General features: G+C 57.3%; 21 protein-coding genes. 3 read left to right on the top strand and 18 right to left on the bottom strand.

Annotated features, from left to right (window positions below; all coding sequences use genetic code 11):
• Positions 1–44 precede the first annotated feature (44 nt).
• From KCG39_RS24600 to queA, 8 genes are all read right to left on the bottom strand, one after another.
• Positions 45–734 carry a helix-turn-helix transcriptional regulator gene (locus tag KCG39_RS24600; protein ID WP_004129678.1) on the bottom strand — a complete coding sequence of 230 codons (690 nt, stop codon included), beginning with the start codon at positions 732–734 and terminating at the stop codon, positions 45–47.
• 14 nt (positions 735–748) lie between these two features.
• On the bottom strand, positions 749–1114 hold the full coding sequence (locus KCG39_RS24595) for a VOC family protein (RefSeq protein ID WP_087828316.1): 366 nt from the start codon (positions 1112–1114) through the stop codon (positions 749–751).
• Positions 1115–1178: 64 nt separating this feature from the next.
• Positions 1179–2570, bottom strand: a complete 1392-nt coding sequence (locus KCG39_RS24590; RefSeq protein WP_004129673.1) for a M24 family metallopeptidase — start codon at positions 2568–2570, stop codon at positions 1179–1181.
• Between the two features lie 115 nt (positions 2571–2685).
• Positions 2686–3657: a protein translocase subunit SecF gene (gene secF, locus KCG39_RS24585; RefSeq protein ID WP_004129671.1), complete on the bottom strand. Its 972-nt coding sequence runs from the start codon at positions 3655–3657 to the stop codon at positions 2686–2688.
• A 10-nt stretch (positions 3658–3667) separates the two neighbouring features.
• Positions 3668–5515, bottom strand: a complete 1848-nt coding sequence (secD, locus tag KCG39_RS24580; RefSeq protein ID WP_071532289.1) for a protein translocase subunit SecD — start codon at positions 5513–5515, stop codon at positions 3668–3670.
• A gap of 27 nt (positions 5516–5542) precedes the next feature.
• Positions 5543–5875: a preprotein translocase subunit YajC gene (gene yajC, locus KCG39_RS24575; protein WP_004099423.1), complete on the bottom strand. Its 333-nt coding sequence runs from the start codon at positions 5873–5875 to the stop codon at positions 5543–5545.
• Between the two features lie 22 nt (positions 5876–5897).
• Positions 5898–7025, bottom strand: coding sequence for a tRNA guanosine(34) transglycosylase Tgt (gene tgt, locus KCG39_RS24570; protein ID WP_087828315.1), 1128 nt, complete (start codon positions 7023–7025; stop codon positions 5898–5900).
• A gap of 53 nt (positions 7026–7078) precedes the next feature.
• Positions 7079–8149: a tRNA preQ1(34) S-adenosylmethionine ribosyltransferase-isomerase QueA gene (gene queA / locus KCG39_RS24565; RefSeq protein ID WP_087828314.1), complete on the bottom strand. Its 1071-nt coding sequence runs from the start codon at positions 8147–8149 to the stop codon at positions 7079–7081.
• Between the two features lie 91 nt (positions 8150–8240).
• Between queA and acpH the strand changes: the two genes are divergently transcribed.
• Together acpH and KCG39_RS24555 are read left to right on the top strand one after the other, a co-directional pair.
• On the top strand, positions 8241–8822 hold the full coding sequence (gene acpH / locus KCG39_RS24560) for an ACP phosphodiesterase (protein WP_004129663.1): 582 nt from the start codon (positions 8241–8243) through the stop codon (positions 8820–8822).
• A gap of 170 nt (positions 8823–8992) precedes the next feature.
• The gene (locus KCG39_RS24555; RefSeq protein ID WP_004099418.1) at positions 8993–9595 is read left to right on the top strand and encodes a peroxiredoxin; all 603 of its coding nucleotides are present in this window, start codon (positions 8993–8995) and stop codon (positions 9593–9595) included.
• 47 nt (positions 9596–9642) lie between these two features.
• Here KCG39_RS24555 and KCG39_RS24550 read toward each other — a convergent pair whose 3' ends face one another.
• The 5 genes from KCG39_RS24550 to KCG39_RS24530 all read right to left on the bottom strand — a co-directional run bounded on the left by KCG39_RS24550 (position 9643) and on the right by KCG39_RS24530 (position 17819).
• Positions 9643–11037 (bottom strand): DUF3999 domain-containing protein, encoded by a 1395-nt coding sequence (locus tag KCG39_RS24550; protein WP_087828313.1) that lies wholly within the window; start codon positions 11035–11037, stop codon positions 9643–9645.
• Positions 11034–13685 carry a DUF2339 domain-containing protein gene (locus tag KCG39_RS24545; RefSeq protein ID WP_211811490.1) on the bottom strand — a complete coding sequence of 884 codons (2652 nt, stop codon included), beginning with the start codon at positions 13683–13685 and terminating at the stop codon, positions 11034–11036. Before KCG39_RS24545 ends, KCG39_RS24550 begins: the two co-directional genes overlap by 4 nt.
• Before the next feature lie 136 nt (positions 13686–13821).
• On the bottom strand, positions 13822–15690 hold the full coding sequence (locus KCG39_RS24540; protein ID WP_211811489.1) for an amidohydrolase: 1869 nt from the start codon (positions 15688–15690) through the stop codon (positions 13822–13824).
• Between the two features lie 24 nt (positions 15691–15714).
• On the bottom strand, positions 15715–16260 hold the full coding sequence (locus KCG39_RS24535; protein WP_004129650.1) for an antibiotic biosynthesis monooxygenase: 546 nt from the start codon (positions 16258–16260) through the stop codon (positions 15715–15717).
• A 917-nt stretch (positions 16261–17177) separates the two neighbouring features.
• On the bottom strand, positions 17178–17819 hold the full coding sequence (locus KCG39_RS24530) for a hydrolase (RefSeq protein WP_004848179.1): 642 nt from the start codon (positions 17817–17819) through the stop codon (positions 17178–17180).
• Positions 17820–18110: 291 nt separating this feature from the next.
• Between KCG39_RS24530 and KCG39_RS24525 the strand changes: the two genes are divergently transcribed.
• Positions 18111–19013 (top strand): LysR family transcriptional regulator, encoded by a 903-nt coding sequence (locus tag KCG39_RS24525; RefSeq protein ID WP_004129645.1) that lies wholly within the window; start codon positions 18111–18113, stop codon positions 19011–19013.
• On the opposite strand, the gene malZ is transcribed toward KCG39_RS24525, so the two are convergent.
• The 5 genes from malZ to phoB all read right to left on the bottom strand — a co-directional run bounded on the left by malZ (position 19010) and on the right by phoB (position 26212).
• Positions 19010–20827, bottom strand: a complete 1818-nt coding sequence (gene malZ / locus KCG39_RS24520; protein WP_142446278.1) for a maltodextrin glucosidase — start codon at positions 20825–20827, stop codon at positions 19010–19012. The two genes, KCG39_RS24525 and malZ, sit on opposite strands and share 4 nt — an antisense overlap.
• A gap of 152 nt (positions 20828–20979) precedes the next feature.
• Positions 20980–22350 (bottom strand): proline-specific permease ProY, encoded by a 1371-nt coding sequence (gene proY, locus KCG39_RS24515; RefSeq protein WP_004129641.1) that lies wholly within the window; start codon positions 22348–22350, stop codon positions 20980–20982.
• A 123-nt stretch (positions 22351–22473) separates the two neighbouring features.
• Positions 22474–23793, bottom strand: coding sequence for a branched-chain amino acid transporter carrier protein BrnQ (gene brnQ, locus KCG39_RS24510; RefSeq protein WP_004129638.1), 1320 nt, complete (start codon positions 23791–23793; stop codon positions 22474–22476).
• Positions 23794–24211: 418 nt separating this feature from the next.
• Positions 24212–25501 carry a phosphate regulon sensor histidine kinase PhoR gene (phoR, locus tag KCG39_RS24505; RefSeq protein WP_004129636.1) on the bottom strand — a complete coding sequence of 430 codons (1290 nt, stop codon included), beginning with the start codon at positions 25499–25501 and terminating at the stop codon, positions 24212–24214.
• Positions 25502–25522: 21 nt separating this feature from the next.
• Positions 25523–26212: a phosphate response regulator transcription factor PhoB gene (phoB, locus tag KCG39_RS24500; RefSeq protein WP_004099401.1), complete on the bottom strand. Its 690-nt coding sequence runs from the start codon at positions 26210–26212 to the stop codon at positions 25523–25525.
• Positions 26213–26270 lie beyond the last annotated feature (58 nt).

Below are 26270 nucleotides of genomic sequence, written 5' to 3'. Positions count from 1 at the left end.
GCGCGAATTTTCCCCGGCGAATACGCCGGGGAAAGTATAAAAAGCTAGCGCTCTTCGCATCTCACCTTACGTAAAAAATCACTCAATGAGCGATCGGCTCGTTCGCTAAAATGACGCCCGGTTGCGGAAATTTCCAGGCAGCGGTCGAGGCGAAAACAGCGATAATCTTCCCGCAGCTCACACCAGGTCACCAGCAGCCAGCGCTCGCCCCAGAAAAATAGCCCCAGCGGCAGCACTTCACGCTGCGATACCTTTCCCGCTTCATCGCGATAGTGCAGCGCCAGCGCCTGCTGGGCGGAAACTGCCCGATGCACTAAATCAAATTGATCTTTGCTATAGCCCTGAGCGCCAAAGTCGGGAGCAAACAGCCTCGACTGCTCCGCCTTGCGCCGGCTCTCGGCAGGCAAAATGGCCAGCACTTTTTCCTGCGCCGATTCCAGCGCCAGGGATAGCGACGCGCCGCCCCAGGTTTGCAGCAGCCGAATAGCGGCTACCAGCGCTTCCGATTCCTGGGTTGTCAGCATCAGCGGCGGTAGGTCGTAGCCCGCCAGCAGCCGGTAGCCGCTTCCGGCCTCCCCCTCAACCGGGACGCCGGAGAGCGAAAGATCGCGAATGTCGCGGTAGATCGTGCGCTCCGATACGCCAAGCCGCTCGGCCAGCAGTCCGGCGGTCGTTAATCTCCTACCGCGCAGGATCTGAACGATTTGAAAAAGGCGGTCGGCGCGTCGGCTCATTTCTGTTGTCTCATTTACGCAGGTTGGTGAAGGCCAATCCGATTACCCTCGCTATCAATAAAAAGGGCAATCGTGCCGATATCGTCCGCCAGCTCAAGGGGGCCAAACACGCAGCTTCCGCCCGCCGAGTTGACGCGATCGAGCGTGGCCGCCAGATTGTCAGTATGCAGATAGATAATACATCCCTGATCGGAGGGCTTAACGCCATCGAACTTTGCCAGCGCGCCGCCGGGAGCCGGGTCCTCATACGGAAAAACGGCCATTTCGATGCAATCCATTTTTTCCCGACGCAGCGTCACCTGCATCACCGGCTCGTAAAACGCCACGGCACGATCCATCTCCACCACCGGGATCTCAAACCAGTTAATTACGTTGTTCATACATCCTCCTGTCCATTGTTTGGGTTCAGGAGGAGTGTATGACAGGCCTACTGACAGCATTGTGTCAGTAGGGTGCGCACACCAGCGCGCGCTCGCGGCTCAGCAGCCACGGGCGCAGATACCCCACGGTACTGGAAAAAGGCAACACCTCTTCAGGCAGCACAATGCCAAGCTGCTCGCCGATGTACAAGCGGCGGGCGACAATACGCTGCCAGAGCTGAGGGTAGCGCTGCGCCAGCGCCTGACGCAAAGGGCCATCGGCAAGCGCCACGGTATCTTCAATGCTTGCGCCGCCGTAGCCCGCGCGGGAAGGAATGATGTCGATCTGCAATATCATCCCGCTTTGCAGGGTGGCGGCTGAATTGGGGCCAATGGGCGAACAGAGCCACTCTTCATCCGCGACCAGATGCCCGGGATTGAGGTGCCAGTGATATTCCGCCTTCGGCAACACCTGTTCTATCAGCGCATACATATCGCCGCCGCGCATGCCAATGCGCAGATTTTCCAGCCAGTTAACCACCGCCTTAAAGTAGGGCTTCGCCACCACCTCAAGATAATCGGCGACTTCCGGCGCCAGCTCGCGCTCATCGGCCACCACGTAAGCGGCGCGGCTGCTCAGGCCACCTTTGAAGCTGGTGGTCAGCGAGAATTTATCTCCGCGCTGAATGACCTTATCGCCCGGATAGAGATTCGCCCAGGCAAAGCGATCGCCGGTGGCGGCAATCATCACCACGCTATTAGGCTGCCCTTCCGCCGCCAGCAGCGCGCCGATTTGCTTTTCCGTTTTACCCGGCGCAATGGCGTTAAGCGCGGTCAAAATCGCGGTAGAAGCCAGATTAGCGCCGTACTCATAATGCGCCAGCTCGTTGGCATTATTAGTGATTCGCGCCCCCTCTGCCGGATCGATAAAAATACCGGTGGCATTGCTTAATTTCGCCTGCGGCCCGGCGGTCTGGCGAAGAGCGTCAACGATAAATGCCGGCAGATCGAACATCTGCGAGCGGTCATCAGCCGCGCCGGTAAAGAGCTTCCAGCCCGCCAGGCCGATACTTTTTCCCGCGGCGACGCCGGCCTCCTGGAGCAACTGAGCCAGGGTTTTGCGGGTATCCATCGGCTGATTAGGCAGCGAAAACCACGGAGCGTGAATGACCCGGTTTTCCAGCCGGGCATAGCCTGCGAGCTTGAGATTCTCGTTGCCCAGCACCAGCACCGCCTCGCCGTCCCGATGCAGCACCAGCAGCGCCTCTTCGAAACGGGGAATAAAGCCGGTGAGATACTCAAAATTGCCGCCGTGCTCTTTATCGGCATAGACGATAAGCGTGTCTAAGCCGCGCTGCAGCATCTTCGCCAGTACTTTGGCTTTGCGCTGCCGCAGCGTGTCGTCATCGAGGGTAACGGAAGGCACATCGCGCCAGAGAGGGGGTTGAGGAACGGTGGAAAGAGTTACGACAGCCATCGGCATTTCTCCATGTCATTTAACGCTGATACCGGAGAGTAACCAAAATCCGAGCGGCTGTAATAAAAAAATCCCGGCCTTGCGACCGGGATTCGTTTATCAACACGCCAATGCCTTACGGCAGAATTGACGGCTGATCCGCCCCTTCTTTCTCGACTTTCTGCTGCAGCATGTGCTCACGCTTCATGCCCAGCTTCAGCGCCAGCGCGGACGCGACGTAGATAGAAGAAGCCGTACCGATGGAGACACCGATCAGCATGGTCAACGAGAAGCCTTCCAGAATCGGCCCGCCGAAGAGATACAGCATCAGGATAACCATCAAGGTCGTCCCGGAGGTGATCAAGGTACGGTGCAGCGTCTGCGTCAACGACACGTTAAAGATTTCGTACGGCGTACCGCGGCGAATCTTACGGAAGTTTTCACGAATACGGTCAGATACCACGATACTGTCGTTCAGCGAGTAGCCGATCACCGACATCAACGAGGCCACGATGGTCAGGTCAATCTCGATATGCAGTAACGACAGCACGCCCATGGTGATCACCACGTCGTGCGCCAGCGCGATAACCACCCCAGCCGCCAGACGCCACTCAAAGCGGAAACCGACGTAGATCAGGATACACACCAGCGCGGCGATCAGCGCCAGCGCGCCGGTCTGCGCAAGATCGGCGCCAACGCTCGGACCCACAAACTCAATACGCTTGACCGTCGCGTTCTGGCTGGTTGATTCGTTAATGACGGTAACGACCTTGCTGCCCAGCTCCTGGCTGCCGTTGGCGTCATGCACCGGCGGCATACGCACCATGATGTCGCGGCTGCTACCGAAGTTTTGCAACTGCGGCTCTTCAAAGCCCGCCTTCTGCAGCGACTGGCGCACCTGGTCCATATCGACAGGTTTTTCGAGGGTAATCTCAATCACCGTACCCCCGGTGAAATCCAGACCCCAGTTAAACCCGCGCACGCCAATAATAGCGATGGACAAAATCAGCAGAAAACCTGAAATGCCGAAAGCCCAGTAGTCCCAGCGCATAAAGTCCCAGACTTTACGGCCGTGGTTCAATTGTTCAACAGTATATTCCTGTGCCACAACGCACTCCTCAGATAGACAGCTTTTTAACGCGCTTGCCGCCGTACAGCAGGTTCACGATGGCACGGGTGCCGACGATAGCGGTAAACATTGAGGTCGCAATACCGATACCGGTGGTAATCGCAAACCCTTTAATGGCACCGGTACCGACCGCGTACAGGATAATGACTTTGATAAGCGTCGTAATGTTGGCATCAAAGATGGAGCTGAACGCGCCGCGATAACCTTCGTCAATCGCCTGCTGCACGGAACGCCCGTTGCTCAGCTCTTCTTTAATACGTTCGTTAATCAGAACGTTCGCATCGACCGCCACCGCAAGGGTTAAGACGATCCCCGCAATCCCCGGCATGGTCAGCGTCGCCCCCGGAATCAGGGACATAATGCCGACAATCAGCACCAGGTTAGCCACCAGCGCAGAGGTCGCAATCAGGCCGAACTTCTTGTAGAAGAAGATCATAAACAGGATGGAGACCACCAGACCGGCCAGACACGCTTCCAGGCCCTGCTTGATGTTCTGCATACCGAGGGTTGGACCGATGGTCCGTTCTTCAACAATCTGAATCGGCGCAATCAGCGCGCCTGCGCGCAGCAGCAGAGAAAGCTGACGCGCTTCGGTCGGGTTGCTGATGCCGGTAATACGGAAGCTGTTACCCAGACGAGACTGGATGTTGGCGATGTTAATCACCTCTTCCTCTTTCGCCAGAATCGCACGACCATTGGCATCTTTCTTACCGCTGTCTTTGTACTCCACAAACAGGGTCGCCATCGGTTTACCGATGTTGTCCTTGGTGAAGTTAGACATGATGTTGCCGCCAGCGCTATCCAGGGAGATGTTAACCTGCGCCTGGTTGTACTCATCCATGCTCGACGTCGAGTCGGTGATGTGGTCACCGGTGAGGATGACGCGCTTGTACAGCACAACCGGCTGGCCTTCGCGGGTATATTTCACTTCCGAGTCGCCCGGAACGCGACCGGAGGCCGCCGCGGCGCTATCAACGTTGGTGTTAACCAGACGGAATTCCAGGGTCGCGGTCGCGCCGAGAATCTCTTTCGCACGCGCGGTGTCCTGGATACCCGGCAGTTCAACCACAATACGGTCGGCGCCCTGACGCTGAACCAGAGGTTCGGCAACGCCCAGCTGGTTTACACGGTTACGCAGGATATTGATGTTCTGCTGAACGGCATATTCGCGAGCTTCTTTCAGACGGTCGTCGGTCATCACGGCTTTCAGGCCAGTGCTGCCCTGAGTGGAGATAACCAGATCGCGGTGACGAGGGCTAAGGTAGGAGATAGCCTGGTCGCGCGCGGCGCTGTCGCGGAAAGCGATGCTCAGGCCGTAGTTGTCTTCTTTACGCACGGTCGCGTAAGGAATGCCTTTATCACGCAGTTCGCTGCGCAGGCTGTCGATATTTTGTTCCTGCAGTTTGCCCAGCGCGGTATCCATGTCGACTTCCATCAGGAAGTGCACGCCGCCGCGCAGATCAAGACCCAGCTTCATCGGCTCGGCATAAAGGGCCGCCAGCCAGCGCGGGGTTGCCGGAGCAAGGTTAAGCGCCACGACGTATTTGTCACCCAGCACGCCCATCAGCGCTTCGCGCGCGCGCAGCTGGATATCAGTGGTGTCGAAGCGCGCAAGAATTGCGCCCTCTTCCAGTGCCACAGACTTCGCGGTAATTTTTTCTTCTTGTAGTGTTTTCTGGACCTGGATCAGCGTTTGCTCACTGGCGGCGACGCCGCGCGCGCCAGTGATTTGAACAGCCGGATCCTCACCATACAGGTTGGGAAGCGCATACACTAAGCCGACGACAATAACGACGACCAGCATGACGTACTTCCACAAAGGATAACGGTTTAACACGGCAGTTCCCTTAGGGAAAATGGGTAATTACAGCGCCTTCATGGTGCCTTTCGGCAGAACGGCAGCTACGAAGTCACGTTTGATAACCACTTCAGTGGTATCGTTCAGCGCGATAGCGATGTAACCGCTTTCCGCGACTTTAGTGACGCGCCCAACCAGGCCGCCGTTGGTCAGTACTTCATCGCCTTTGGCAATGGAGTTCATCAGGTTTTTATGTTCCTTGGTGCGTTTCTGCTGTGGGCGCAGGATCATGAAGTAAAAAATCAGACCAAACACCACCAGCATCAGGATCAGAGACATCGGGCTACCCTGCGCCGCGCCACCGGTTGCTGCTACCGCATCAGAAATAAAAAAGCTCATTGAAATTCCCTCATTATTAAAATTAGTCAACGTTCAAAGGTGGAACGGTTCGACCCTGACGTTGGTAAAAATCGGTCACGAAGCTCTCTAATTTACCCTCTTCAATAGCCTTGCGTAAACCAGCCATTAAGCGCTGATAGTAACGAAGGTTATGAATGGTATTGAGGCGCGCGCCCAATATTTCGTTGCAACGGTCCAGATGATGCAAGTAAGCGCGTGAATAGTTGCGACAGGTGTAGCAATCACATTCTGCATCCAGCGGCGAAGTATCGCTCTTGTGCTTCGCGTTGCGGATTTTCACCACGCCGTCGGTGACGAACAGGTGGCCATTGCGCGCATTGCGCGTCGGCATGACGCAGTCGAACATATCGATCCCGCGGCGCACCCCTTCGACCAGATCTTCCGGCTTACCGACGCCCATCAGGTATCGCGGCTTGTCGGCCGGGATCTGCGGGCAGACGTGCTCCAGTATACGGTGCATATCTTCTTTCGGCTCGCCGACAGCCAAACCGCCGACAGCGTAGCCATCAAAGCCAATCTCTACCAGACCTTTAACAGAGATATCACGTAAATCTTCGTAAACGCTGCCCTGAATAATGCCAAACAGCGCATTTTTATTGCCCAGACCGTCAAAACGGTCGCGGCTGCGCTTCGCCCAGCGCAGGGACATTTCCATCGAACGCTTAGCGTAATCCCAGTCCGCCGGGTATGGCGTGCATTCATCGAAGATCATCACGATATCGGAACCGAGATCGTACTGAATCTCCATCGATTTTTCCGGATCGAGGAAAATCGGATCGCCGTTGATCGGATTGCGGAAATGCACGCCCTGTTCGGTGATCTTGCGAATATCGCCGAGGCTGAAGACCTGGAAGCCGCCGGAATCAGTGAGGATCGGCCCTTTCCACTGCATAAAGTCGTGCAGGTCGCCGTGCAGCTTCATAATTTCCTGGCCCGGACGCAGCCACAGGTGGAAGGTATTGCCGAGGATGATTTGCGCGCCGGTCGCTTCAACTTCCTCCGGCGTCATTCCTTTTACGGTACCGTAGGTGCCGACCGGCATAAACGCTGGCGTTTCAACGACGCCGCGCTCAAACAAAAGACGGCCGCGACGCGCGCGACCATCGGTAGTATCTAACTCAAATTTCATTATCACTCCTGCGTCAGAAAAACAGTCTGACGTTAAACACGCGCATCGCGGACTTATTCCCCGACACGTTCAAAAATAGCCTGCGGATTGTACGTGATAAACATCGCGTCCCCGTAGCTAAAAAAGCGATATTTTTGTTCTACCGCAGCCTTATAGGCGTTCATGGTGTGCTGATAGCCGGCAAACGCGGAGACCAGCATAATCAGCGTGGATTCAGGCAGATGGAAGTTGGTCACCAGCGCATCAATGACTTTGTACTGATAGCCCGGATAGATAAAAATCTGCGTATCGCCGAAGAAGGGCTCAATCAGATCGTTTTTCGCCGCCTGCGCCGCGCTTTCCAGCGAACGCACCGAGGTCGTCCCGACCGCAATCACCCGGTTCCCGCGCGCTTTTGCCGCCAGCACCGCATCGACCACCTCCTGCGGCACTTCCGCATATTCAGAGTGCATAATGTGGTCTTCAATGCTGTCTACGCGCACTGGCTGGAAGGTCCCCGCTCCGACGTGTAGCGTAACAAACGCCATCTCAACGCCTTTTTCGCGCAGCTTCGCCAGCAGCGGCTCGTCAAAGTGCAGGCCGGCGGTGGGCGCAGCCACGGCGCCCGGTTTTTCGCTATATACGGTCTGATACAGCTCGCGGTCGGCCTCTTCGTCCGGACGCTCAATGTACGGCGGAAGCGGCATATGGCCGATAGCGTTGAGAATATCCAGTACGCTGCGCGCGTCGTCGAAAGCCACTTCAAACAGCGCGTCGTGGCGTGCAACCATCGTCGCTTTAATGCTCTCATCGTCGCCAAGCAGCAGCTCAGTGCCGGGTTTCGGCGCTTTAGACGCGCGAATATGTGCCAGAATACGTTTATCATCGAGCATACGCTCGACCAGCACCTCAATCTTGCCGCCGCTGGCTTTACGGCCAAACAGGCGGGCCGGGATCACGCGGGTATTATTAAAAACCAGCAGGTCGCCTGGGTTGAGCTTGTCGAGTAAATCGGTGAAAGTACCGTGCGTCAGCGCGCCCGTCGGCCCGTCTAATGACAGCAAGCGGCAGCTGCTGCGCTCGGGCATGGGATAGTGGGCAATCAGGGATTCGGGTAACTCAAAGGAGAAATCGGCGACGCGCATGGCATATACTCATGACTTAAAAACAGGCGGCTTAGTCTAGTGCTCACACCTCTTCGCTGCAACAACTAGCCGTATCCGGATAACGAATCGCATGAATTTTCTCGCACACCTGCACCTTGCCCATCTCGCTGACAGCTCCCTTTCCGGTAATTTACTGGCCGATTTCGTTCGCGGCGACCCCGCCGGCGAATGGCCGGCTGACGTCGTAGAGGGCATCTTTATGCACCGGCGGATCGATGTACTGACGGATAACCTGCCCGAAGTCGCCGAAGCCAAAGGGTGGTTTCGCCCCGAAACGCGCCGGGTCGCGCCCATCACCCTGGACGTGATGTGGGACCATTTCTTGTCACGCCACTGGGCGCAGCTGTCGCCCGAACTGCCGCTGCCGGAGTTTGTCCGCTACGCCCACGCCCAGGTCACGTTTATTTTGCCCGATTCTCCGCCGCGTTTTGTCAATCTCAACGAATACCTTTGGTCTGAGCGCTGGCTTGAACGCTATCGGGATATGGAGTTTATTCAGCGCGTGCTGAACGGGATGGCCAGCCGCCGTCCGCGGCTGGATGCCCTGCGCGATTCCTGGCAGGATCTGGATACCCACTACGACCGGCTGGAGGAGCAGTTCTGGCGCTTCTACCCGCAGATGATGGCGCAGGCGAAAAAACGCGAACTGTAAAAGATTGCGCTTTTTTCAGAAAACGCTATTCTGAAAAGCGCTTTTAAATAACGATTGATAGACAAAACCTATCTCATCGATTGTCAGCGTCACGTTGAGTTCCTCCGCACCGCTCCCTATACTTGCCCGCGTTGCGTTCCAATTAACCTTAGTATTAACAGGAGAATCATATGGTTCTGGTTACTCGTCAGGCTCCGGACTTCACCGCGGCAGCTGTTTTAGGTAACGGCGAAATCGTTGAGAAATTCAACTTCAAACAGCACACCAGCGGTAAAGCCACCGTTCTGTTCTTCTGGCCGATGGACTTCACCTTCGTTTGCCCGTCTGAACTGATCGCTTTTGACAAGCGCTACGAAGAATTCCAGAAACGCGGCGTAGAAGTGGTTGGCGTTTCTTTTGACTCCGAGTTCGTCCACAACGCATGGCGTAACACCCCAGTAGACCAGGGCGGCATCGGCCCGGTTAAATACGCGATGGTTGCTGACATCAAACGCGAAATCCAGAAAGCGTACGGTATCGAGCATCCGGACGAAGGCGTTGCCCTGCGCGGTTCCTTCCTGATCGACGCTAACGGCGTTGTTCGTCACCAGGTGGTTAACGATCTGCCGCTGGGCCGTAACATCGACGAAATGCTGCGTATGGTTGACGCGCTGCAGTTCCACGAAGAGCACGGCGAAGTTTGCCCGGCGCAGTGGGAAAAAGGAAAAGAAGGGATGGCCGCTTCTCCGGAAGGCGTGGCTAAATACCTGACCGAGAACGTTTCCAGCCTGTAATCGGCGTACGTTCGGCAAAAGGCTCGCAGACGCGAGCCTTTTTTGTTTTATACGGAGCCGCTTTTTTTCACTTCACGCCAGATGCGCCACGCCATCAACGCCAGCACAACGACGCCAAATATCAGCGCACCCCATACCAGCAGCGTTTTCCAGCTGCTTTGCTGCTCGGCAGCAGACGTCGCCGTTAACCGCGCTTCGCCGCCCAGCATGACGTCTTCTTGCGCGACCGCCAGAGGGAGATCATTCACAGACTGTGTCTTACGCAGCGACGGCGGGATCAGCATGTCCAGGGCGACATCTGCCTTTTGCGCCGCCCGGTTTCCCCAGGCCAGCATATAAGGCCCTTTTCCTTGGGTATTAAAGACCAGCTGGTATTTATCGCGCGCGCCGCTTATCGCCGGCAGCGACGCCGATAAGCGGGCATTAATCGTCTTCATGCGAACCGCTTCAACCGTTTGACCTGACAGAGGAATATCGTCCGAACGCTTGCCGTCCAGCTGATACAGCACGGTTTTCGTCAGCGGCTGCCAGGGCTCATTTTCGCCGCTACGCCAGGCAAGCTCGACCGGTAGAACCCCTTCGCCTGCCAGCGATATTCTGAGCGAAGTCAGCGGCTGAGGCCGGGCCCAGCGCCAAACGGCCTCCTCATCTGAAACCCTGTCCGCCTGAGCATCAAGCTCAATGCGCGTAGACTCCGGTTCTCTGCGTTCCGCCAGAGCCGTCACGCTATTTAACGCCGGCGCCTTGCTTTGTGCATCGAGGATCAGCAGCAGGTAACGATTCCCGTCCGCGGAGAGCGTCAGGTCAGCGCTAATGGTGTCCATTTTCAAACGATCGCTATCGCGCGTCAGATCCATAAGAGGCGCATCCTCCTGAACAGAGCGCCAGTACTTCAAATCGCGGCTGGAATACAGCGACGCTTTCCCCTGCCAGTTAGCCGCCAACGATTCCCAGTTCAGCCGCAGTTGAGCCAGCGCGAAAGCGTCCGTCTTATCCGCCGGCAGCGTCAGTAAATAGCTCTGCCCGAGCGCCTTCGCATCATCGGTTTCCAGGTGAATTTCGATCCCCGTTGTTGAACGCAGGACCAGCGACTCTCCGCCGCGTCGCCCCTCTTCACGCGGCGGAACCGGCGACATCTGCAGAGGGAAAAGCCGTAGCGTCATCGCTTCAGGCGTAACGGGTTGCGCCTTCTGCACCTGCAGCGCGAACGGTACCGTATCTCCCTGATGGTTAAATACCCGCACATCGCGCAAATCAGGCCATGCCGTCCCCTGATAGAGCAACGGGGAAAGCTCGACGCGATACCAGGGCGACGCGCCGCTGGTTTCCAGCATCACCCCCTGCATATAATCCAGTGGTTTTTCTCGCGCTTCATTGCCGCTGACAGCCGCGCCCGTCACACCCAGCAGCACGCCGCATAACACCGCTTTCATCCATTTCATTTTTCTTCTCCTGCTTTGGGCGGTAACGGGGAAAAATACCCGACGATCAACACCAAAATCGCCACGCCGATAAACGCAACAGCCCGCGCCAGCCCGCCGCCGCCTGCGCTATCCACCAGCATGAGTTTCACAATGACAACGCCTAACAACGCCGCGCCGCATAGCCATTCGCGGCGGGAAAGTCGCCGCGTCGCGCGCAGCATGATCGTCAGCGCTGCCAGCGTCCAGACCAGCGCGAAAGTGGTCTGAATTAAACGCGAATGCCACAGCGGCTCGATACTCCAGGCCACCTCGCCGTACCAGGCCAGGGCGCGCAGCAGCAGACCATTCAGCCACCAGAAGCCGAGCGCCAGCAAAGCAACGACGGGCCAGGGGCGGCATACCGATAGCTGCAGCGGAAAATAACGCCGCGAAACGCGGTAAAATATCGTCAGCCCAAGCAGCGCAAAAGCGGCGCCCTCTTCCAACGGGTTAATCAGCGGCAAATAGGTCTGACCGTAGACTGTGCCATCCTGCACATTCGTCAGCATTAACAGGCATCCCAGCGCCACCGCCACCGGTATCATCGCCTGAGAAGCATACAGCGCAGGCCATACCCGGAATGGCCACACTTGCCGATGAACGGCTTCCGAGACGAGGAAAATCAGCATCCCGCCCGCCGCCATCATTAATCCGCTCGCCCAGGCCGACATGCCCCACGGCAAATCCTGGGTAAACCAAAACAGCTCCATTGCCAGCGCCAGAAAAATCATCCACAACAGCGACAGGTGGGCAAGCTTACTCAGGCGCGGCGGCAGTGAATGCCCATCACGCCAGAGCAGGGCCGCCGCCGCGGGTAGCGCCGCGCACCAGGCCAGATTTTTCCAGCCAGCAGCGAAAATCTGCTGCTGGGACAGCTGGTAAAACAGCACCATCAGCATCATTGGCCACAGCAGCCATTTGCTCGCATCCAGCTCTTGCCAGGCTAAGCGCGCGGCGGCTGCGCGCCAGCACCACACCGACGCCGCCAGCGCCGCCAGCACGCCAAAGACAATCTGCGTGTCTTTACTCACCGCCAGCTGCGATGCGCCCACAAGCGCCACCATCCAGAACAACAGGCCGCCGATAAGCAGCCCCCAACTGCCCTGCACCTGGACGGTTCGCCACAGCCAGGCGGCAACCAGCCAGCTAAGGCTGAGTACGGCGAAAATCAGCAGCAAAGAGAGCGGCGTGGCGCCATTCGCCTGCGCCCATAGCGCGCTGCCAACCGCCAGTACAAGTAACGCCGTACCGCTGTAGCTCATGCGCCGCTGCTGCTGTTGCACGCCCAGCCAGAGGATGCCAAGACCTTCCAGCGACCAGGCCATCGCAGTCCAGCGAGCCGACAGCGCCAGCGGGATGGCCAGCGTGGTAAAGGCGCCGCCGAGCGCCAGCGCCGCCAGCACCAGCGGCTTCCCTAAAGAGGGGTAGCGACGCAGCGCCAGCCAGGCAAGGGCCAGATAGAAACCGCCGTAGCCCAGCGCGCTAAGCGCCGGGCCGTATTCCATATGCCGGGTAATGGCGTACTGCATACCAAAACCGACCAGCGGCGGCGCAAACAGCAGCACGCCGTCAATAATCTGACGACCTTTTTCCTGCGCCCTCAGCGACAGCGCCACGCTCAACACGCCAAAAATAAGCGTATTGGCAATTAAAAACAGCTGACAGCTCAGGTAAAACGCTGGCCGATACTCATTCAGCCCCCACAGGCCGCCAACGCCAAAGGTAAACAGCAGGCCAAGCAGATTAAGCTCGCGCCAGTGCTGGCGGATGCTAATGGCAAGAATGCCGACCGACAGCAGAAGATAGAAGGAGAACAACGCCACATGGCTGCCGCCGCCGGTAGAGAGCAGCAGCGGCGCAAGATAACCGCCAAGGCTCGCCAGCATGGCCAGGCTGAGCGCTTTTTGCACAATCGCCAACCCAACGCTCGCCGCGCAGATCGCCACCAACAGCGCAAACGCCAGGGTCATCGGCAGCATCTGCCACAGGCGAAAGGCGCCAAAAACGGTGAGATAGAGCGCGCCCGTTGCCCCACCCTGCAAGATCAGGGCGTACACCGGTTGCTTATGCCGCAATCGCCATCCGACAGCCAGCAGGACGACCGCGAACAGCGCCGCCGCGACCAGACGTAATTCGAGGGGGAACAGAGCGTGTTCCACGGTATAGCGCAGCAGAAAGGAGAGGCCAAGAAACAGCAGCAGGATCCCGAGCTTCGCCAGCGGATTGCCCTGCATAAACCAGCCTGCCAGTGACGATATTATTCCGCCAAAGGCGGAAGATGGCTTGCTTTCGGGGAGAGAGGCCGCCTTTTGCTCTGGCTGCGGTTGTGGCGTTGGCTGCGCGCGCCACGGATCGATGGCTTCAGCCACGGGCTCCGGTCGAGGCTCACTGAGCTTCACCGTCATCGCGTCAGCAGCGATAGCGGCTTCTGGCGTTGTCGGCGCGAAGGCGGTGGTCTCTGCCGCAGGCGCGACGCCGCATCGCTCAAGCTCCTCAACCCGACGTTGCAAAGCCGCCAGCTCAAAACGGACCGCCGCGCTGCGCCTGAGAGCGACAATCGCGACGAGCGGCCCAACCACCAGCCCGCAGAATAAAATCACGGCGCCAAAGATCAGTAGATCGTCCATGTTCCCACCTTCACTGTTTGAAGAGGGAGCAGAATGACACACATTGTCTTATCAGCGCTATCCGAGAAAATGAAAAAGGCCAATGAGGGCGTTGATGCTCTCATTGGCCTATCGGTACTGATAAGCGCCCGTCGCGCTAAAAAGCAAAGCAGGAGCAGCCGAGCACGCCCCAGAACGCCTGCTCATCGGCAACCTGTATCGACGATTTGCGCGCAATATCATGCTGATGCCCGTGTACGCCGCAGCTGCCGCAGCACTGGTGCATCTGCACGATTGCACCGATTTTCGCGGCCGTCGGCGGCGCGGAACGGTAATGACCCGGAACCTTCACCACCGGCGACCACTCGGGCAGCACCGGAATGGGCGGCGGCGCCAGCGGCGAGAAGTGTCCGGCGGCGTACACCACCTTGCCGTCAACCACCGTCAGCACCGACTCGATCCCCTTGATTTCCTCTTCCGCGACGCTGAAATAGTCTTTGGAGAGCACCACCAGGTCGGCAAGCTGGCCTTGTTCAATCCGCCCTTTCTTACCCTGTTCGCTGGAAAACCACGCGCTTCCCGCCGTCCACAGCTCCAGCGCCACGTCGCGCGGCAGGCGGTTGCTGTCGTCATACATCGCCATCCCGCCGACGGTACGGCCGGAAACCAGCCAGTAGAGCGCGGTCCACGGATTGTAGCTCGCCACGCGGGTAGCATCCGTCCCCAGCCCCACCGGAACCTCCAGCTCGAGCATTTTCGCCACCGGCGGCGTATGTTTGACCGCATCTTTACCGTAGCGGTCGACAAAATATTCGCCCTGGAAAGCCATACGGTGCTGCACGGCAATGCCGCCGCCCAGCGCTTTAACGCGTTCGATATTGCGCTCGGTGATGGTTTCCGCATGATCGAAGAACCAGTGCAGACCGTTGAACGGAATATCGCGATTCACCTTCTCGAAGACGTCGAGCATCCGGCTGATGGATTCATCATAGGTGGCATGCAGGCGGAACGGCCAGCGATGTTCAACCAGGTGGCGCACCACCCGCTCCAGCTCATCTTCCATCCCTTCCGGCAGATCCGGACGCGGCTGGAGGAAGTCTTCGAAATCCGCCGCCGAGAAAACCAGCATCTCCCCGGCGCCGTTGGCGCGGTAAAAATCGGTGCCCTGTCCCGGCTTGAGCATATCGGTCCAGCGCTCAAAATCTTCCAGCTCCTGCTTAGGCCGCTGGGTAAACAGGTTATAGGCAATCCGCACGGTCATCTGCTCTTTGGCGTGCAGCTGTTCAATAATTTCATAATCTTCCGGGTAGTTCTGGAAACCGCCCCCGGCATCAATGGCGCTGGTCAGCCCCAGACGATTCAGCTCGCGCATAAACTGTCGCGTTGAGTTGACCTGAAGTTCCAGCGGCAGCTTCGGCCCTTTGGCCAGCGTCGAGTAGAGGATCATGGCGTTGGGTTTGGCGATCAGCATGCCGGTAGGATTACCGTTGCCGTCGCGAACGATCTCGCCGCCCGCCGGATCCGGCGTCTCTTTGGTGTAGCCCACCGCCTTCAGGGCCGCGCGGTTAAGCAATGCGCGATCGTACAGATGCAGGACAAACACCGGGGTATCCGGCGCCGCATCATTAAGCTCCTCCAGCGTCGGCATCCGCCGTTCAGCGAACTGGAATTCGCTCCAGCCGCCGACGACCCGCACCCACTGCGGCGACGGCGTGCGATCGGCCTGATCTTTTAGCATCCGTAGCGCGTCCGCCAGCGAGGGAACCCCCTCCCAGCGAAGCTCCAGATTGTAGTTCAGACCGCCGCGGATCAAGTGCAGATGGGAGTCGTTCAGGCCGGGGATCACCGTATGGCCTTTAAGATCGATAATTTGCGTCCCTTCAGCGGCAAAGCTCATGATCCGATCGTGGCTACCGGCGGCGAGAATTTTACCGTCAGCGATCGCCACCGCATCGGCCAGAGGGTGTTGACGATCGAGAGTATGAACCCGACCGTGGGTCAGGATCAGTGTGGCAGTTTGCGACATAACGCACTCCTTCAGGAGGCTGGCTCAGTTTTTCTTTAACCAGCCAGCAAACAGACGGGTCACGATGGGCATCCAGAACCAGACCACCAGCGCGACCACACAGGCATCATTGATCAGATGCAGCAACAGGCTTCCCTTCAGCGAGGGCAACAGTATTCCGGTTATCGACGGCACCAGGTTAGTACTGGGGAAAATCACCAGCAGGGTGATTAAAAATTGCTTCCAGCGTCGCGGCTGGCGCACGTTCGCCGCGGGCGGCGTAAACCAGAAGGCCGGTTCAGTCCGGACTTCGGTACGATCGCCTTCGCTTAGCAGCGGCGCAATTTCCGCCACCAGCTGGCGGCGGGTCTCCGACTGGGTCCAGGCATAAAGATGCTCAATGGTGTCGAAGCGAATAATCACGCTCCATAAATTCTGCCCGGGGGCCGGACGAATGACGTTTGCGCCAAGATGGCCGGGAAACTCTGCCGCAATCGGCATAATTTTGCCCAGCCACGCTTCATACCGCTGGCCATGCTCCGGGTCGAGCACATGGCTGATCACCAGGGTCACCGATTTCTGTTGCGCCATTAAGAGTTCCTTGCTTCAGGGAATGGCGGGTTGTCCGCCGCCATTAGCTATACATGACCATACACAAAATCATTCACGCTGCGTCGAGGCGGCAAGGTTGTTCGTCCCCGGGAGCTGACATGAGTCAGTGACCGGGGCGGGCAAACCAAGCCCACAAAGAGGCAGCTGAAGGATGATGCCAATACACAAAATCATTCACGCTGCGTCGAGGCGGCAAGGTTGTTCGTCCCCGGGAGCTGACATGAGTCAGTGACCGGGGCGGGCAAACCAAGCCCACAAAGAGGCAGCTGAAGGATGATGCCAATACACAAAATCATTCACGCTGCGTCGAGGCGGCAAGGTTGTTCGTCCCCGGGAGCTGACATGAGTCAGTGACCGGCGCGGGCAAACGAAGCCAACAAAGAGGCAGCTTGAAGGATGATGCCAATACACAAAATCATTCACGCTGCGTCGAGGCGGCGAGGTTGTTCGTCCCCGGGAGCTGACATGAGTCAGTGACCGGGGCGGGCAAACCAAGCCCACAAAGAGGCAGCTGAAGGATGATGCCAATACACAAAATCATTCACGCTGCGTCGAGGCGGCGAGGTTGTTCGTCCCCGGGAGCTGACATGAGTCAGTGACCGGCGCGGGCAAACCAAGCCCACAAAGAGGCAGCTGAAGGATGATGCCAATACACAAAATCATTCACGCTGCGTCGAGGCGGCAAGGTTGTTCGTCCCCGGGAGCTGACATGAGTCAGTGACCGGCGCGTGCAAACGAAGCCAACAAAGAGGCAGCTGAAGGATGATGCCAATACACAAAATCATTCACGCTGCGTCGAGGCGGCAAGGTTGTTCGTCCCCGGGAGCTGACATGAGTCAGTGACCGGGGCGGGCAAACGAAGCCAACAAAGAGGCAGCTTGAAGGATGAAGTGTATTTAAGCTTTACGCTCTGGGGCGCCGTGCACCATGGTATAAGCGTAATCCACGCCCATCCCGTAGGCGCCGCTGTGCTCGCGCACCAGATCCATTACCGCGTCATAGGTCTCTTTACGCGACCAGTCGCGCTGGTACTCAAGCAGCACCTGCTGCCAGGTCACCGGCACCGCGCCGGCCTGCACCATACGGTCAATTGAGCGCTCGTGGGCATCAACCGAGGTGCCGCCGGAGGTATCGGTCACCACGTAAACTTCATAGCCTGCGTCCAGCGCCATCAGCGCCGGGAAGGTCAGGCAAACTTCCGTCCACAGCGCGGAAATAATCAATTTTTTACGCCCGGTCGCCTTTACCGCTTCAACAAAAGCCGCATCTTCCCAGGAGTTCATCGAGGTACGTTCAATGGGTTTCACATCAGGATGCACGGCCAGCAGTTCCGGCCAGATATAACCGCTGAAGCTTTTAGTTTCTACGGAAGTATAAATCACCGGAACATTAAAAATTTTGCCCGCTTTGGCTAAAGCCACCGTATTATTTTTGAGAGTCTGACGGTCAATATTGGCCACGCCAAAAGACATTTGCGGCTGGTGGTCAATAAAAATAAGCGCTGAGTTTGAGGGATCGATCAGTTCACGAATAGACATAACATATCCTGTTAATCAATGAGTTAAAAAGATACTACCGTTTCCGTTGTGCTGTCTGGATCCTGACTGATAAAGCATGATGAGTATAGTCAGTAATTTCTAACGAGTTATTAAAGATTTTTTTCTGATTTATTTCCAAAGCGAAAAGTTATGGTTATTCAATTAACCATTACAAGATGCGCGAAATTATGTTTATCAAATTTTTACGGTTAACCGTTCTAAATTATTCACTGGAATTGAACAGGACGCTCCGGTAAAACGGGGGCACTCTTTTTTACCGGAAGCTGACGCATGCGCCTGAACCTTGATGTCCTGTTGATTCTCGACGCGCTGGACAAACATGGCTCTTTTGCCACCGCCGCAGAATCGCTATTTAAAACCCCTGCCGCGCTGAGCTACATGATTCAAAAGCTGGAAAACGATCTGAATATCACCCTGCTGGATCGCTCCGGACATCGGGCTAAATTTACCGATACCGGCAGAATGATGTTGGAGAAAGGCCGATTGCTGCTAAATGCCGCCAAAGATCTGGAAAAGCAGGCGGTGCAGCTCAGCGCCGGTTGGGAGCGGGATCTGGCTATCGCCCTGGATGACTCTTTCCCGTTCAGCGCGCTGCTGCCGCTGATCGACGCGTTCTATGCCCAGCACCCGCAAACCCGCCTTAACTTTACCCACCATACCCTTGCGGGCTCGTGGGAAGAGCTCACTCACAACGGCGCGGATATTATTCTCGGGGCGATCAATGAACCACCGACCTCCGCCGAATGGTCGTGGAAAATGCTCGGCGCCATGGACAATATCTTCGTCATCGCGCCGGGGCATCCGCTGGCGGAAACCACCCAACCGCTGACCAACAAGCAGCTCAGCCTGCATCGCGCGGTGGTCATCAGCGACAGCGCCCGCTACTGCCATCCGCTCAACAGTAACCTGCTCGACGAACAGCCGCAAATTCGCGTGGATGATTTCGCCAGTAAAGTCGAACTCTTGCGCGCCGGGCTGGGCTGCGGCTTTTTACCGCGCCATATTGCCCGGCCGTGGCTGGAAAAAGGCGAGCTAGTCGAAAAGGCCGTTATCTCCTGCCGTGAGAAAGATATCACCTATATGGCCTGGCGAAGCGGCAACGACGGGCTGGCCCAGCGCTGGTGGCGCGAGGCCATTTTGCAAAGTGAAAGCCTGGGCCAGCTCTACGACTAGCGGCTAAACCAGACGCTGGCGGAGATCGCCGGTAGCGTCAGCACGCCGTCGTGTAGCTCCCCGGCGCCCTCTTTCAACTGCCAGCCGTTGACGTCGAGTAGCGGCGAATCCTCTACCACTACCTCGCAGGCTTCGCCGCGGTTGATCGCCACCAGCACGCGCTGCTGCTTATAGACGCGCACGAACACCACCACGTTATCTTCGGCATAAATCGCCTGGCAGCCGCCGTAGCGCAGCGCCTGATTGGCCTTACGCAGCTTGCACATCCGCTTGTACAGGTCGAGCAGATTGCCATCCTGCAACGCCGGATCCCACGGGAACGGTTTGCGGCAAAACGGATCGTTATTGCCGTCCACGCCCACTTCGTCGCCGTAGTAAATGCACGGCACGCCCGGCCAGCTAAATAGCCACACCACCGCCAGCGGCAGGCGTGCGACATCTTTACCCAGCAGAGACTTAAAGCGGGCGGTATCGTGGCTATCGAGCTGGTTAAACATCCTCAGCTGCTGCTGGTGCGACAACCCGGCCCGATAGTTGTCCATCCACGCCATGCAGGTCTGCGCATCAATTTTCTGCGGATCGTAGGAGATATCGGTGTTCGCGAGGAAGCCCCATAGCGGGAAGGTGAAGCCGCGGTAGTTCATCGCCGAGTCTTCAACGTCAGCCTGTAGCCACTGGCGCGCGTCGCCGAAATGCTCGCCGAACACGAAAGCGTCCGACCGCTCCAGCTTCGCCGCCTGGGTAATGCCGGCGATATGGCGCAGGTTATTGCGCGCCCCGCCCCCTTCGCCCAGCATGTGTACCACGTCCAGGCGCCAGCCGTCCATGCTCCATGGCGCTTTCAGCCAATGGCGCACCACGCTATCTTCCCCGCCGTAGATTTCATCGATCAGCGTCGACGAACGGTAGTCCAGCTTCGGCAGGCTGGCGTATCCCAGCCAGTCGTGGGCAACGCCCTCGGGGGAAAAATTATACCAGTCGCGCCACGGCGAATCGGCGTTATGGCAGGCGCCGCCGCTACCGCGCTGGTGGCGGTCGAACCAGGCATGCGAATCGCCGCTATGGTTGAACACGCCATCGAGGATCAGACGCATCCCCTCTTTTTGCGTGTTGTGACGCAGGCGTAGCAGCGCCGCATCGCCGCCAAACTGCGGATCAACGCGGCGGTAATCCTCGGTATCATATTTATGCACGCTGGGAGCGACAAACACCGGGTTGAGATACAGCGCCGTGACGCCAAGCTGCTTCAGATACGGCAGCTTCTCGCTGATACCATCGAGATCGCCGCCGTAAAAGGTGGAGCCGCCCGCCTCGGCGGTTAACGGTTCATCCCACGCTTTACGCACAATATCGTGACCGGCGGCGTGGTGGTAGTAAGTTACATCCTGTTCCGCTTCGCGGGACTGGCTGCGGGCAAAACGGTCAGGGAAAATTTGATAAAACACCTGATCGGCCACCCACTGCGGCCCGCTGTCTGGCAAATCGACCGCAAACTGCTCCAGCCTCGCCGGCGGAAAGCGGTTGAATCCCTGCGGCGTGAACCACAGCTGACGATCGGCCCACAGCAGCTTGAAGCTGTAGCGCCGACGCGGCTGCCCATTGACGAGGTTGATTTCCCCGCGCCACGCCACCACGCCCGGATACGGCGCCTGCCGCAGGCGGTGCATCGGCAGCGACAGCTCTTCGTTATCCTCTTCCGCGCGTAGGGTCACCCGCGGCGGCAGATCGTCGCCGCTCAACCATAGCGTAATCATCAGTCGTTCCTGCTGTTCCTTGATAAACGGAGCAACCGGGAGGTGCCATGCCTTCAACATTGTTATTCCTCTCTTTGCAGAATGGGCACACCTTGCCACAGCGTACTGGCGTATGACTCATCATCGGCAGAATTATTGGGGGAGGATGGCGGGGGTGGAGGGATCGCTTGCCGGATAGCCTGTGCGTATCCGGCAAGAAGAGAAGCAAATGACTACGCTTTCGCCAGCTTTCGCTCGCGGCGGGTTTTAAACTGCCAGCCAATCAGCAGCAGAAGTATCCACGCAAAGCCAACGTACAGCGAGATGCGGGTATCGGGGTGGTAGCCAATCAGACCGATAATAAAGACCAGGAACAGCAGGCCAATCACCGTGGTCGTTACCCCTCCGGGTACCTTGAACTTAAGCGCCTTCGCCTCTTCCGGCGGCAGACGGCGACGGAAAGCGATCTGCGACAACAGGATCATAATCCACACCCAGACGGTGGCGAAAGTGGCCAGCGAGGCGATCACCAGGAAAACGTTCTCCGGCATAATATAGTTAAGATAGACCGCGAACAGCAGCGCGATGGTCATCACCATCACTGTCACCCACGGCACCCCGCGACGTGAGGTTTTAGCAAACATTTTCGGCGCGCTGCCCTGCTCCGCCATGCCGTGCAGCATACGCCCTACGCCAAAGACATCGGAGTTAATCGCCGATAGCGAAGCGGTCAGCACCACAAAGTTCAGGATGCTGGCGGCAAAAGTGATGCCGAGATGCTGGAAGGTTAAGACGAACGGGCTGCCGTTGGTCCCGACCTGGTTCCACGGATAGATAGACATAATTACAAACAGCGTACCCACGTAAAACACCAGAATACGCATCGGCACCGAGTTAATGGCGCGCGGTATGGATTTCTCCGGATCTTTCGCTTCGCCGGCGGTAATACCGATAATCTCAATGCCGCCGTAGGCGAACATCACCATCTGCAGCGACATCACCATCCCCAGCCAGCCGTTGCTGAAGAAGCCGCCGTTGCTCCACAGGTTGTGGATGCCGGTCGGCTGCCCGCCGTTGCCAATACCCCAGATAATGATGCCGAAACCAGCGAGGATCATGATGATAATGGTGGCGACTTTGAAGAAGGAGAACCAGAATTCCAGCTCGCCGAAGACCTTCACGCTCATCAGGTTGACGGCGCAGATAATCAGCACCACGCTGAGCACCCAAATCCAGTGCGGTACCGCCGGGAACCAGACGCCCATATAGATGCCGAAGGCCGTGACGTCGGCGATGGCGACAATCAGAATTTCAAAACAGTAGGTCCAGCCAGTGATATAGCCCGCCAGCGGGCCAAGGTAATCCTGCGCGTAGCGCGAGAACGAACTGGCGGCCGGATTATGCACCGACATCTCGCCCAGCGCGCGCATAATAATGTAGGCCGCGACGCCGCCGATAATATAAGCCAACAGAACGCTCGGACCCGCCATTTTAATCGCGTCAGCCGAACCATAGAAAAGGCCGGTACCGATTGCCGACCCCAACGCCATAAAGCGAATATGCCGGGTACTTAGCCCGCGCTTAAGCTTGTTACTACTTTCCATCGTGTTCCATGCCGTTTTTCTCCTCTGGCCTTCGCGTGGGCAAAGCACCAGGGAGGGTGACAAAAAAAACAAAAAACCACGGGACCTGAAGTCCCGTGGTTAAACACCTGTGTAAAGCGTCGGTTAGTGCGCGCTGGAAGTCACCTGACGTCCTGCTGCGCGATCCCAGATAACGGCCAGAATCACCATCACGGCGGTTGGCATCAGCCAGGCCAGACCCTGCTCCGCCAGCGGCAGACGCGCGGTCCAGGACGGCATAATATCTGCAAACGCCGACGCTTTAATGCCGTCAATGATACCAAACATCAGGCTGATAAACATTGCCGGGGCGATAACGCGGGACGAATTATGCCACCAACCGCGGGTAAAGCTTAATACAACCAGTGCGATACACGGCGGATAGATAGCCGTCAGCACCGGAATCGAAATCTGAATCAGGTGGCTCAGACCGAGGTTGGAGACCGCCATCGAAAACAGGCCGAGGATAAAGACCAGCGTACGATAGGAGAACGGCAGGTACTGGGCGAAGAACTCCGCGCAGGCGCAGGTCAGGCCCACCGCCGTCACCAGACAGGCGATAAAGATCAGCGCCGCCAGCATAAAGCTTCCCGCGCCGCCGAAAGTATGCTGAACGTAAGCATGGAGAATCGCCGCGCCGTTAGCGGATTGCTCAACCAGCGTGCCGCTATCTGAACCTAAACGGAACAGCGCCAGGTACAGCAGCGTCAAGCCCACGCCGGCCATCAGGCCAGCCCACACGGTGTAGCGGGTCAGCAGGCGGGCTTCGGTCACGCCGCGGGAACGCGCGGCGTTGACAATCACGATGCCAAAGACCATCGCGCCCAGGGTATCCATAGTCAGATAGCCGTTGACGAAACCGTTAGAGAACGGCGCGGTGCGGTAGGCTTCCATCGCGTGGCTCAGCGGACCGGCAGGCCAGACGATCGCCGCAACGGCGAGAATAATCAGGGCGATAATTTTCAGCGGCGCGAGGAAATTCCCCACGGTGTCCAGCAGCTTGCCCGGATAGAGCGAAACGAGGATCACCAGCGCAAAATAGATAACGCTATAAATCAGCAGCGGCAGCGGACCGTCGCCGGTCAGCGGCGCAATCCCCACTTCAAAAGAGACGGTGGCGGTGCGCGGAGTCGCGAACAGCGGCCCAACGGCAAGATAGCAGACCACCGCCAGCAGAATACCGGCGACTTTACCAATCGGCGTGCTCAGGCTCTCTACGCCGCCGCCGACCTTAGCCAACGCCACGACCGTTAGCACCGGCAGACCCACGGCGGTAATCAGAAAGCCAATAGCCGCGGTCCAGACGTGCTCGCCGGCCTGTAAGCCAACCATCGGAGGAAAGATAATATTGCCTGCGCCGACGAACAGCGCGAAGGTCATAAAGCCCAACGCAATGATGTCGCGAGATTTTAACTGATGGGTCATAAATTCATTACAGCCTGTGGATGTGGTGTTGTAAAAACGGATTGATACCGCGCCTTTCCCCTGGGGATGATACAGCGGCCATTGTCAGTAAACTTAGCGGGATATGCTCCCAAAGCGGCGTGGAAAAGAATTGTTTTTTGTATTACCACGCAAAAACAGTCTGTCTGCGACCGTAGGGGGGCAATTTAAACGCTTATAACGTTTTAAAGCAAGGAGGGATCGCAAAAGCAGATGATTATGCTAACTCTATTTTAATGAATAGCATCATTAGCCAGAATGATAGAAAACATCTGGCTTATCATGCGAACAAAAAAGCAGCTAACGCTCGTTAATTATGCAGCTGTGATGGCGCTGCAAACGAAAATGACCAGCCGAAGCTGGTCATTGGCAAGGAATGCTGACACTCACCCGTCCGGGTTTAATTTTTGGCAATTAAACGTTCCGGTAATAAGAAGCTAAAGCGGGTGCCTTTGCCGACCGCGCTCTCGATCTCAAGGCGGCTATCGTGATGGCTGACGGCATGTTTAACAATCGCCAGTCCGAGACCGCTGCCGCCAGTTTGCCGCGAGCGCGCTTTATCCACCCGGTAGAAACGTTCGGTCAGCCGCGGAATATGCTCCGGCGCGATCCCCGGCCCGTTATCCTCGACGCTAAACAACGCGCCGTGCGGCGCCCGCTGCCAGGTTACGGTAATCACCGTTCCCGCTGGCGTATGGTTGACCGCGTTATACACCAGGTTGGAAATCGCGCTGCGCAGCTGTTCTTCATTGCCCAGCACTTTAAGCGAGTCATCGACCGAAAAATGCAGCTCATGCTTCTGCTGGCTTAGCGTTTGCGCCTCGCGCTCGACGACCCGCAGCATCATCGGCACGTCGATTTTATCGTTCATCGCCAGTACTGGCGCGGCTTCAATGCGCGACAGCGTCAGCAACTGCTTCACCAGGCCTTCCATACGCTGGGTTTGTTCGCGCATGGTGTGTAACGCTTTTTCGCGCGTTCCACCTTCCAGCACCTGCTCCTGCATCATCTCCAGATACCCCTGCAACACCGTCAGCGGCGTGCGCAGTTCATGGCTAACGTTGGCGAAAAAGTTACGCCGCGCCCCTTCCAGCTGGTGCATCTGCGTGACATCGCGCGCCACCATCAGCAGCTGTTTGTCGCTATAGGGCATCATACGAATTTCCAGATGGCGGCCATTATTCAGCACCAGATTGAGCGGCCTGGAGAAGTCGCGGTATTTCATGTAATTAGCAAATTCAGGATAGCGCAGAAGGTTGAGGATATTCTGCCCGTTATCGTCGGGCCAGCGCAGATTAAGGATCTGCTGGGCCAGGCCGTTACACCAGAACATCGCGCCTTCTTCGGTGGTCAGCACCACCGCGTCCGGCAGAGACTCCGCCCCGCTGCGAAAGCGTTTAATCAGGCTTCCCAGCTCACGGCGGCGCTTTTTATTACGCATTTGCATCTGGTGCAGACCGTACAGCAGGGGTTCCCAACTGCCGCTACCCGGCGGCGGCGTCATGCTGCGGTCGACCCACAGCCACCACGACAGGCGCATCAGATTCCAGAAATGCCAGATAAGAAGGCCGGTCACTGCCGCCAATAAAAACCACGGCAGATGACCTACAAACGCCCCGAGGATCAGGGCCGGGATACAACATAAGAAAAGCTCAAGCGCCAGCCTTTTCCATGACAGCCGTTCCAGCACGGTTCACACTCCTGTCAGCATTCAGAAACGGGCGGAGAAACGATATCCCGTACCGCGAACCGTTTGTACCATCCGGTCATGGCCGCTATGTTCCAGCGCTTTGCGCAGACGGCGTATATGCACGTCTACCGTTCTGTCTTCTACATAAACGTTGGTGCCCCAGACATGATTCAGCAGCTGTTCGCGGCTATAGACCCGCTCCGGATGCGTCATGAAGAAGTGTAATAATTTAAATTCCGTCGGCCCCATATCCAGCGGATTTTCGCCGGTCATCACGCGATGTGAAGAAGGGTCGAGGCTCAGGCCCTGCATTTCAATCACCTCTTCCACCGCCATCGGCGAGATTCGCCGCATCACGGCTTTAATGCGCGCCACCAGCTCTTTCGGGGAAAATGGCTTGGTAATGTAATCATCCGCACCGGTTTCCAGGCCGCGGACGCGATCTTCTTCTTCGCCGCGGGCGGTCAGCATCACCACCGGAATATCACGGGTCATCGCTTCACGCTTGAGCTGTTTAATAAACTGCAGACCCGACCCACCCGGCAGCATCCAGTCAAGGAGGATTAAATCAGGCCAGGGTTCATTGAGCTGATTGACCGCGCTGTCAAAATCTTCCGCCTCGACGGGCTGAAAGCCGTTTTGCTCCAGAACAAAGCAAACCATTTCGCGGATTGGAGCTTCATCTTCAACGACCAGAATTCTTCTCGCCATTATTTACCCTGTATTTTTTAGCCATCAGTATAGAAGTGCGCGGCCATTATGCGTCAGA

The organism is Klebsiella pasteurii, from assembly GCF_018139045.1.
Classification (GTDB): Bacteria; Pseudomonadota; Gammaproteobacteria; order Enterobacterales; family Enterobacteriaceae; genus Klebsiella; species Klebsiella grimontii.
Note: the sequence above shows the minus strand (reverse complement) of the source record. Positions and strands in the feature narration are given on the sequence as shown.